This is a genomic window from Flavobacterium sp. MDT1-60 (assembly GCF_014844035.1).
In the GTDB taxonomy this organism is placed as follows: domain Bacteria; phylum Bacteroidota; class Bacteroidia; order Flavobacteriales; family Flavobacteriaceae; genus Flavobacterium.
The window spans coordinates 2,597,485-2,609,121 of record NZ_CP062159.1 but is presented as its reverse complement, the minus strand read 5'-3'; the positions used below and the strand labels follow the sequence as shown (position 1 = coordinate 2,609,121).

At 33.9% G+C, this 11,637-nt stretch carries 6 protein-coding genes; all 6 read right to left on the bottom strand.

All coding sequences use genetic code 11. The annotated features are described in order from the left end of the window. Positions 1-184 precede the first annotated feature (184 nt). The 6 genes from IHE43_RS11235 to IHE43_RS11210 all read right to left on the bottom strand — a co-directional run bounded on the left by IHE43_RS11235 (position 185) and on the right by IHE43_RS11210 (position 11,633). Positions 185-1,342 (bottom strand): glycoside hydrolase family 88 protein, encoded by a 1,158-nt coding sequence (locus tag IHE43_RS11235; RefSeq protein WP_225585472.1) that lies wholly within the window; start codon positions 1,340-1,342, stop codon positions 185-187. Positions 1,343-1,366: 24 nt separating this feature from the next. After that, complete coding sequence (locus tag IHE43_RS11230; RefSeq protein WP_192188004.1) at positions 1,367-2,611, bottom strand: DUF2264 domain-containing protein; 1,245 nt, start codon at positions 2,609-2,611, stop codon at positions 1,367-1,369. Between the two features lie 37 nt (positions 2,612-2,648). After that, on the bottom strand, positions 2,649-5,162 hold the full coding sequence (locus IHE43_RS11225) for a response regulator (RefSeq protein WP_192188003.1): 2,514 nt from the start codon (positions 5,160-5,162) through the stop codon (positions 2,649-2,651). Between the two features lie 38 nt (positions 5,163-5,200). Continuing rightward, on the bottom strand, positions 5,201-6,718 hold the full coding sequence (locus IHE43_RS11220) for a two-component regulator propeller domain-containing protein (protein ID WP_192188002.1): 1,518 nt from the start codon (positions 6,716-6,718) through the stop codon (positions 5,201-5,203). A gap of 155 nt (positions 6,719-6,873) precedes the next feature. After that, positions 6,874-9,990, bottom strand: a complete 3,117-nt coding sequence (locus tag IHE43_RS11215; protein ID WP_192188001.1) for a glycoside hydrolase family 2 TIM barrel-domain containing protein — start codon at positions 9,988-9,990, stop codon at positions 6,874-6,876. Positions 9,991-10,388: 398 nt separating this feature from the next. Further along, positions 10,389-11,633, bottom strand: a complete 1,245-nt coding sequence (locus IHE43_RS11210) for a BNR repeat-containing protein (protein WP_225585471.1) — start codon at positions 11,631-11,633, stop codon at positions 10,389-10,391. Between the last annotated feature and the right edge of the window lie 4 nt (positions 11,634-11,637).

Here is an 11,637-nt window from a genome sequence, read left to right as displayed (position 1 = left end):
AATTAAAACTATTACAAATGTTACTTTTATAAGTTGATTCAATAGAATACTCTTTTTATGCGAACTTTCGTTACTCAAAACAATGTCATTTGATAGGAAAGAGCAATAAGATAACCAAACTTGTATAAATGCAAAGAGGCAGTCATTTTAGACTGCCTCTTTGCATAATAAAAAAAGAATAAAATTATTTAGTATAGCGATACACCTCAGCAGCAGCTAATAAAAAAGCGCCTACACCAAAATCAGACGTAGAATTTTTATCTACCACTTGTCCCGGAATAGCTTTTTCGCCTATCGGCTGTATGTATCCAATTGTTCCATCTGCCTGAAGAGCAAATGTTGTTAAGTAATTCCATGATTTTGATGCTACTGGCAAATAAGTTTTTTTGTCCAGAATTCCATTGTTAATTCCCCACATAAAACCATAGGTAAAAAATGCTGTACCGCTGGTTTCTGGTCCCGGAGCATGTTCAGGATCCAAAATACTTCTTGTCCAGTACCCCTCTTTTTGCTGCGCAGCTGCAAGGGCTTTAGCCATTTCCTTAAAACGGATGATGTATTCATTTCTGTGTTTAGCCGTTTTTGGCAAATCCTGAATAATTTTGGCATAACCGGCAAAAATCCAGCCATCTCCCCTCGCCCAGAAATCTTTTTTCCCATTTGCACTTTTATGCTTTGGATAGATATATTTTGCATCACGAAAATATAGTTTTGCTTCATCGTCGTACATGATACCATTGGCATACGTTAAATAAGAATGTAATTTCTCTAAATACATTTCGTTACCGGTCACGTTGTACAACTTTGTCATCACCGGCATTACCATATATAATCCATCTACCCACCACCAATAGTCATTAGCTGCGGTACTCATTTCATACTCCATAACTTCGCGGGCACGTGCAATTTTTTGCGGATCATTCTTACCGGTAAAATTGTATAAATCAATATACGTTTGAAAGCAAATCTGCCAGTCTCCAAACAGTACGTGTTTATCATTCTCACCGTAATTGTATTTCCATTCTGATTTGTCATTCGATTTGGCCCCCATCCATTGATTTTTTTCGGCCCAGGCCAATGAATAATCCAAATACTTTTTGTTTTGGGTTACCTTATAAGCTTCCATATTTCCGGTATGATATGCCGCAACATTCCAAAAAGCATTTCCCAATTCCAGATGCGAATTTAGCCAATGATTATTTACTTTGTCAATAATTGCAATAACTTCCTGCTTAGATTCTTTTATTGCAGTTCCCTGCTTTACAGCACTGCTTTTACAACCTACAACTGTAAGTGAAACAAAAGTCATTACTATAAAAAATGAGTTCTTAAAATTCATCATTATATTTTTAGATTAAATGTTTAATTATTTTGATGCATGGTCAATTGGAATCTCTTGTCCGGACCAAATCTTCTTTTGTGTCCAGGGCTGATAAGCATCACTCCAAAATGAATCAGTTGATGGCAAACCGAGTACCAAAAATGCTTCTGCACACAAATACAAACTTCCGGTTGAAATATAACCTTCGCCAATATTAGGCTGATGTCCGTATAACCCTATTTGAAGCCAACCGTTTTTATCGAAAGTTCCAGGTACATTAATTTGATTAAAAATCATAGTATACAATGCCGAACGAACCTGAGCCGGAGCAACTTCTTTTGGTAATTCTTTCCAGAGTGCTATTTGAGATAACAATTGGAAAGCGCCAAAACGATAGGCTAAAGACCTTCCGATAGGCGGATAAGTTCCGTCAGGAGAAATTAATCTTTCCTGAATAGCTGCATAGCGCCTGGCTCTATTTAACTCCGTAGTATAATCCGTTTTGTAATCGTTACTTTTTTCTTTAAGTACGTTTAATATGTCCAATTGCATCGGATGAATCACGAAACTATTATAATAATCCCAATGAAAATCAGGACCGTCACCATAAGTTCCGTCACCTAAATACCATTTTTTATGTTCTTCCAAGGCATAATTCAGGCGATTAGTATCGGGATCTTTATCGAATTTAATTATTGTTGCTTCAATCATTCCCGCAAAAAGAAGCCAGTTGCTGTGATAAGGTTCAATTTTTCTGGATGATTTTAATGCTTTGATTACATTCTCTTTTGTAATTGCATCCAGCGGTTCCCATAGTTGTTTTGGAGCGCGAAGCAGCGCCTGGGCAAAAAAGGCAGCATCAACTAAAGGCTGTTTATCATTTACAAAATTCATAAAATCCGGAGCACTGGGATCGGTTGCATTATGAATGCATTTTTGAGCCAAATCAATATACTTTGCCCTTAATTTTCCTTCGGATGTCCCGTCTTTACCTAATTCTAACCAAGGCGCCATTCCTGAAAGCAATCGACCAAAAGCCTCCAAATAAGTCACATGAGTTCTATCATCCCAGGCACCTGGTGATTTTTCTACAGGCATTAACTGTTTGAGCTGATTTTTACTTAAAGCATTCAAAACAGGATCTCCAATTTTAACTAAAGAAGACACAAAAAATTCCCGAACCTTTTCAGGTGAATCTTTTTGAAGTTTCTTTGATTGTGATTGAATGCTATAAATGGCTGTAAAATAAACAAACCCTAATAAAACAGCTTTTTTCAAATAATTATTCATACTCTTTTTTTAATTTTTTCTTCGTCTAAGCTCGTAATCAGGTTGATTTCCAAAAGCTTTCGTTTAATATATATTTATTATCCTTGACGTTTTGGTACTTCTTTTTAAACTCAGAAGGATTTAGATTATAAAATTGCTGAAAGTGTTTTCTGAAATATTTAATATCACCAAAACCTGCAATTGACGCAGCCTGGCTTATTTGTAAATCTGTCGTAATCAGCAATGTTGCCACTTTTCGTAATCGGACATTTCGGGTGAATTCAGAAACCGATTTACCGGTTATTTTTTTAATTTTTTTATAAACTAGAGAATAACTCATTCCTAAGTGAAATGCCAGATCATGCACATTAAAATTTTCTACATCTAAATTGGCATCGATTACTTCTACGATTCTTTCAATAAGTTTTTTATCCTCATCAGATAGCTTTAGACTTGCGTCTTTTTTCGTAACTGAATTAAGCAGATAATTCTGCTCACTGTCGCGTCGGGTTAATATTCCGCTGATTCTGGCCAGTAAATACTCGTTATCAAATGGTTTTGTAATATAATCATCGGCTCCTACTTCAGCACCTTTAAGTTTTACATCTTCCGAAGTTCCTCCCGTGAGTAATATTACAGGAATATGCTTTAATTCTTCATCCGATTTAATATGCTTGCAAAAGGCTACTCCATTCATTTCTCCCATTACAACATCAGAAATAATTAAATCGGGCTGTACTTTTTTAATTATGGTTAAAGCTGTTTCTGCATTTTCAGCCAGCGTAACATGGTATTTTGGGGTTAATATTCGCTTTAAATAATTTCTTATTTGGGCATTATCATCTACAACTAAAATACTTTTAGCATCTTTAATTAAATCGTTACCATTTTCAGGTTCATTAATGGTCTGCAATACATTTTCCTGTATTACTGTATCCTCTAAAGCTTCTTCTAAAAACAAGGTTCTGTCACTTAAGTCTTCGCGGATTTCTATATCACCAAAATGTTTTTTCCCAAGTGGCAATTTAACCTCAAATATTGCTCCTCCATTTTTATTATCGAGGCAGCTGACCGCTCCATGATGTTGGGTAACAAACTGTTTTACCAGATAAAGTCCAATACCAAATCCTTTGCGGTTATTTTTTATGTTATTATTTGACTGATAAAACAAATTAAATATTTTGTCTTTATCGGCATCCAAAACACCTTCTCCATTATCAATAACTTTTATAATAACTTCAGTATCTGTACATCGTAAATTGACAGCAACTTTTCCATTTTCTTTCTCGGTAAATTTTAATGCATTCGCAATCAAATTAAACAAAGCCATTTCTATTTTTTCCCGATCGACATAAACCAATAGTCTTTCTTCAGAAATACTAAAACTGTAATCTATTTTTTTTGTTTTTGCATGATGCACAAAACAGCTAAAAACCTCTTTGGCCAGTTCTACAATATCAATTTGTCCTATTTTAAGTTTTCCGGTCTCTGTTTCTGTTTTTCTAAAAAGAAGCAACTGATCAACCAGACTCAATAATCTTCTGGAATTGCTGTAAACCATTTCAATAGCACCCGGATCTATTTGTTGATCTGTTCCGTAAATTATATCTTTTAAAGGATTAATAATCATTGTTAAAGGCGACCTGAACTCATGAGAAATATTGGTGAAAAAGGTTATTTTTTTCTCATTCAGTTCCTTCTCCTGCTTCGCCAAATTCTGCGAAAGCTGTACTTCGTATTTTAATTTCTCCCGTTCACGTTGGTACTTGTCAACCATATAAATAATAAAACAGAATGCAAGAAAATAGATAAAATAAGCCAGACCAGTCCTATACCATGGCGGTAAAATCGTAATAGGCAGTGAAATAGATTTGGTACTCCAGATTCCTTCAGCATTAGTAGATTTAATTTTTAGCACATAATCTCCTTCTGTTATTCTGGAATAATTGGCACTTCTGACATTATCAACATAATGCCATTGTGAATCCCATCCTTCTAAAAAATAAGCATAAGATATTTTTTCAGGCAAACTGTATTCTAAAGCTGCAAAATCAATGTTTAGCATTGATTCATCATAAGGTAATTTTAATTTATCAATTCCAAAAGAAGTCAAATGAGATTGGTCATAAACCTTATTATTTACTTTTATAGAAGTTATTACCAGCTTTGGAAAGTCATGGATTTGACTGCTAATTTTCGTATCTATAATATTAAAGCCCTTAATTCCGCCAAAAACGATTTCGCCAGTTGAAAGTTTGAGAGCCGCATTGTAATTAAACTGATTGCTCTGAAGTCCGTCAGCATCATGGTAACTTGTAATTTTGCCGCTATTTGCATTATAAGTAAATATTCCGTTGTAAGTACTGCCCCAAAAAGCGCCCTGATTATCTTTTACAATGTTTAAAACTGAATTATTTGGAAGCCCATTTCGCTGCGTCAGGAATCTTTTCGTTGAAGTTTGGGGATTAAAAATCATCAAACCTCCTCCTTCGGTACCGGCCAGTATTTTTGTTTTAGAAATAGAAATAACAGACCGCACTGGATATTTTACATCAATCTCTTTCTTTTTCATTGTTCCTGGATTGAACTGAAACAATTTTGTAAAATTTCCTATCCAAAGATTCCCATTTTCATCTTCTGTAATCGAAATAATTCCTCTGATTTTTGCATCAACAAAATCGAATTGGTCACTTGTTCTATTATAGCGGTAGAGTCCCTCATCATCTGGAGAACTGGCCCATAAGACATTATCTTTGCTACGAAACAGTACCCATATATTCTTTTGAAATGAATTGTATTTTGGATTAAAAAACTGTATTTTTTAAAATTACGGGTCTGAGAATTAAACAGACAAACGCCGCCGCCATAAGTAGCAAACCAGGTTCCTTTATTATCCTTTACAATTGCTGAGACAAAATTATTAGAGATCGAATTCGGGTTATTTGAATTATAAGCGTAATTCGTAAATGTATTATTCTTTTTATTCCACAAACTTGCACCTGCTCCGTCTGTTCCTATCCATAAATGTTCGCCATCCTGCTCAGATAAGGAAAGAATAAAATCACTTGGTAAAGTATTTTTTATTTTTTCATTTTTCGAAATTGTGATAAAAGGGCTTTTTCTTTCCTCAATCTTATTCACTCCTCCCCTTAAAGTTCCAATCCAAACCCTGTTTTCATTATCTAAAAACAATGACGAAATGGCGTTACTATTCAGTTTTTCTTCATGTGAAGTTTCATTAAATAAAGAAAAGGTGTCTGAAGCATAATTGTATTTAACTATTCCATTACCATTTGTAGCAATCCAAAGTTCCTTTTTATCGGGTTTACACATTAAATCAGAAATGGGATACTGAATTTCCTGATTCGTATAATTACGGTATGTTCTATTTAGGATATTGTATTTCAACAAACCTCCTTCAATCCCTACCCAAACATTCGAAAATTTGTCACATAAAATACTATCCCCATTAACAAAATCAGCAAAAACAACAATAAGTTTCCCGGCTGCTGTGTCCATGGTTACAAGACCTATTCCCTGAACAAAACACCACAATTTACCCGTTTTATCAAAATCCATTCCCTGAACATGGTAATCCCACCGTAATTTCCCTTTTACATAAAGTGGTATCTGGATGATTTTTTCCTGATTATCTGCACAATAAAGCAAGCCCTGGCCTGCGGTACCGATATACATATTTGATTTATAATCTATAATTTTATTGACTACAAAATCTATCGGCTCACTTTTAGAAGTCTTAGCATTTAAATAATACTTTGTGTTAAACTGATTGCTCAAGTAATTATAAACACTTATTCCGCCTTTTGTACCAATCCAAATCTCATTTTTAGTTCCACAAATACTTACAACCCTGTTATTATTTAACGAATTAAGATCATTAGGTTCATTTCTAAAGTTCAAAAAATTATACCCATCATATCTGCTTATTCCGTCATAAGTACCAAACCACATTAAGCCTCTTTTGTCTTTATAAACAGAGGTTACAGCATTATTAGCAAGTCCATTTTTGATGCCGATGTAACCAATGCTATATTTTTCGTTCCCAAATTTTGAAACAGACGATCCTGCAACCGACTGTGGTTTAGACGGAGAACAAACTAAAAGCATTAAAAATAATAAGATTTTATTTTTCAAAATACATTGTGCATGGAATTAAGTATAAAATTTTTCAATAAATTAATTCTTAAAAATCTTTAAAATCAGAAAAACCTATGACTAAATATCATAGGCCCTTCTGTACAAACATAAAGAAAAACACTAAACTAATTGACTAGTGAAATTGTATATGAATAACTGTATTGCTTATCTAATAATCGATAAGGATCATGAGGAGGACGTCCCCAGCTATCATCACCTCCCACACCTCTTTGCTTATAATCTAAATGCAGGTAAACTGCTTCTTTAGAATCTAAATCCAAATCTGAAGGATGGCGTTGTGCCTTAGTTTTTCCAGGATCCAAATCTTCTGTCGAAATATTCAATGCACTAAAACTAACCGCTTGCTGGCCTTCAATTTTTATACCTTGTCCTTTATCATTTTTTAAAGTCAGCCAACGAACATCTGTTTTGTAACCTGATTCCTGTGGGCGAATATAATTTCTTGCATATTGATTCATTACCTTATCTGAATACTCCCCAACAAACGAAGCCGAATTTCTATCTGAATAATTTTCCCATGGGCCTCTTCCATAATAACTCAAATTATCATACGAACCATTTAATTTCAAGCGCATTCCGAAACGAGGTATTTCTGGTAAATCTTTTCCAGTCAAATCAATAGATGCGGTAAGTTTTATAGCGCCATTATTTTGAATCAAATACTCAACGGTGTAAGGGACATCGGCCTGAGCTAATTTATAGGCCACTTTTACAAGTAAACCTTCCGCAGTATTTTTATCCATAGTAACACTTACAACAGTCGGATTTTTTGAAGCTTCTTTCCAAATTGCCAATTTATTTGGCATTCCGTTTCCAAAATCATTATCTGTTGGAGCGCGCCAGAAATAAGGTGTTGGAAAATTGGTAATAACTGTATTATTGCCATTTTTCAGGTTATATTTCAGGATTTCTCCTTTTTGTAAATCAAATTCTCCTACACTATTTTCAGCCTCAAAAGACAGTACATTATTTTTAACAGCGTACTTCAATTTTGTCCCACTTTTAGCAACGGTATTAGTATTAAAATAAGAACCTTTCCCTACTTTAAATTGCTCTCTTGCAAATTCATAACCTTTAGCAACCAAAGGCGCATCATATTTTGAAACTGCAAAAACATTTAAAAAATACTCTGATTTCTCATCAAGTGATCCTAAATCTAAAGATATTTTTTTACTTTCTTCAGGAGCTGCCTCCAAATTAAATTCTCCTGATTTTGTTTTCAATCCGTTTTTAATTAGTTCCCATTTAAAGGTGTAATTAGAAAGATCGGTAAAATTATAATGGTTTGTGACTATTAAATCAGTTTCATTATTGAATTGAAATTGAATGTTTTGGTACACTTTTTTTACTTCATTTAATGCCGGTTTTGGAGTTCTGTTAGAAAACACAAGACCATCTGCGCAACCATTCTCATCATTTTGCAAATCGGCACCTCCTAAATCTCCGCCATAAGCCCAAAATGTAATTCCTTTTTCATTTTTCGTTTTCAGTCCCTGGTCAATCCAATCCCAAATAAACCCGCCTTGCATACGTTTACTGTTATTTATAATGTCCCAGTATTCCTGAAAATTTCCACTACTATTTCCCATAGCGTGTGCATACTCACACATAATATAAGGACGTGTTTTATCAGAATTTGCATAATCCTTCATACTTTTAATACCTGGATACATAGGAGCTACGATATCTGTATTTCTATTTTCTCCTGCCTGCTCAGACTGAACCGGGCGGGTAGAATCTGTTTGTTTTAACCAATCATAGGCATCATAAAAAACAGGACCATTTCCGCATTCATTTCCTAAGGACCAGATTATAATAGATGGATGATTTTTATCTAGTGCAAACATTCTTTTTATACGATCCAAATGAGCTGGTGCCCATTCTGGCAAATAAGCAGGGTGTTTTGCTTTATCAAACCAATTTTGCCACTCTGCGCCCATTGCATGACTTTCGATATTAGCCTCATCAACAACATAAAAGCCGTATTCATCACATAAATCATAGATATGGTTATCATGCGGATAATGGCTCATTCTAATAGCATTAATATTATATTCCTTCATTAACTGAAGGTCTTTCAGTGTTGTTGCTTCAACAGGAACATGTCCTTTTTGATCGTCATGCTCGTGTATATTAACTCCTTTTACAAAAATGACCTTGCCATTCACTAACAATCGTGCATCTTTGATTTCAATTTTTCTAAAGCCTGTTTTTTTAGAAACTATTTCTAACGTTTTTCCTTTATTATCCAATAATGAGATCATGTATCGATATAAATTTGGTGTTTCGGCATTCCATTGTTTTACATTTTCAACTGTCTTTTCAAAGCTGATTTTTTGTTCTTTATTGTTTACTTTTTTATTTTCTGAATAGACAACATTTCCCTGATTGTCAAATAATTCAACTTTTACAGAAGGGTTTTTAACTTTGTTATTCTCAAAATATTTTAAAGTAACATCAAGACTAAAAATTCCGTTTTTATATTGATTGTCTAAGTCACTTTTTACAAAATAATCCCAGATAGTAGTTTTAGGCATTGCCTGCAAATAAACATCGCGCTCAACACCGCTTAATCTCCAAAAATCCTGATCTTCTAAATAACTTCCATCATGCCAGCGAAATACCTGTACTGCAATCAAATTATCTCCTTTCTTTAAAAAAGAAGTAATATTAAATTCTGCTGGTGTTTTTGCTGCTTTTGTCATTCCCACTTCTTTTCCGTTTAAAAAGACTTTGGCATAACCACTTATAGATCCAAAATGAAGTATAATTTCTTTGTCTTTCCATGAATCAGCAATGGTAAAAGTGCGTCTATAACTTCCTACCGGGTTATAATCGCCATTTATAAAAGGGGGATTTTTAGGAAATGGATACGTAATGTTAGTATAAATAGGAATATCATAACCTTGTATTTCCCAGTTAGAAGGAACCTGAATGTTTTTCCAATTGCTATCATCCAAATTTACGGCATAAAAATCCATGGGTCTTTGAGAAGGATTTTTGACAATATTAAATTTCCAGTCTCCATTCAAACTCTGATACAATTCTGATTTTTGAGAATTATTGCCTTTCAATTCCGCTTCATTACTGAATAAAAGAAAGGAACTTCGGCCTTCTTCTTTTCCTCTGTCTAAAATTTGAGGATTTTCCCATTCATTATTCTGGGCATAATTATTTTGCAGACTCAAAAACAAAGTAAGCGCTAATACAATTTTTTTCATTTAATTATTTTAAAAAATGGGAATTAAAAATTTAATACTCCTAAAATTTATTTCAAATTAGCCCTATCCATAATCTTAAAAAAAATAACAGGGTTAACACAGAAATAAAAAACAACTTCACAAATTTAGATAACACCATATAAGACAAGAGGGACGCTACAATAAATTAGAAGGGGCATATCAATATAAACAGCCAAAAAGCAAGTTAATAAGGCGATATTTCGCATTATCCATAATTATTAAATTAAAAAATGTTGAAGGGAAAATTTACGTTATATGAAAAAAAACACTTTTTTTTTGATTTGTGAATTACTCTTCTAAGATTGGCGTTCGCATTAATTCTAAAATTTGTACGGGCTGAGGATCTGCTTTACTTAATCCTTCTCCATCTGCCTGGGTTACATTTTGAGAAAAATGTGCAATTGTTTTTTATCTCTCCAAAGTTCTTTATCAAAATTAGGTTCCCATTGTCCGACAGAAAGTCGGCTGAGATCTTGTATTTTCCATTGTGTTTTTTGCAAATTGGTATAGCCTAATGTTATTTTATTATCCCTTTCTTCATCTCTAAAAAGCAAATACAACATTGCTTTATTTACCAAAATTTCAGGACGTGAAATAGGGATTCTTTTGGTGCCTCCTCCCCCTAAAGTAAATGGTTTGACATGAAAATCGGTATTAATTAAATTCCATTTTCCGCCAGACAAATACACCACTTTATATTGTGGAATTCCATTATTGTCCCAATAAGTCGCAATAAATGGATTTCCCTGCTCATCAACAGTCATTGCCGTTTGATTGATTAAACTGCTGTTTTGTGGTACTTCCCAGGCATGTTCAGCGGTTTCTTTTGTAATAGGCAAAATGTATTTTTCTCCAGTAGATTTTTTCCATGTTTTTCCTCCATCAGCAGAAAAGGCATAACAAATATCATGGTTCGTAGATACGTCCCAGCTTTCTCTCCAAACCCATGAAATATAAATTCCTTTGTCACCTACGCACATTTGCCAATATGCACTGCGTTGATTTTCGCCGTCAATTAAATTATTTTGTAATGAAGTCCATTGCTGCGTTTTTACATCGTAAGATTTCATAATCATATTTCCTCGTCCCGAAGCCCCGGAACGATAACAAAACAATAAATTTCCATTAGGTAAATTATGAAATTCAGGATAAGTTACTTTAGCCTCATCCTCTCCTGTCATTGGTTTTTCTTCTCCTAGTTCTAAACTAAATGGCATTTTACTTCTCGCATAACGCAAACGGGTATCATGATGATCCCAACTCACATGAAGGTAACCATCAGAATCTATTACAATACTAATATCATTATGAGCATCTTTTACATTACCACTGTATGGAGTGACAACTCTGTCCCATTTTTTTGAATTTAATTTACGCTTCGCTAAAACCATCCGCCCATCTGGATCGTAGTATGCAGTATATTGATTTCCTTTAAAAGAAGTCAGCGCACTGTTTCTAAAAATAACGGTATTAACAGAATTATTACTCCATCCTAAACCGATTTCACTCTCAGTAGTTTTTAGCTGAGCACTGACACTGAATGAAAAAAACAGCATCACTAAAAACAAACTTTTAACAATGGCTAATTTTCTTTTTAATTGGCTATTTAAAGCTATATTCATATTC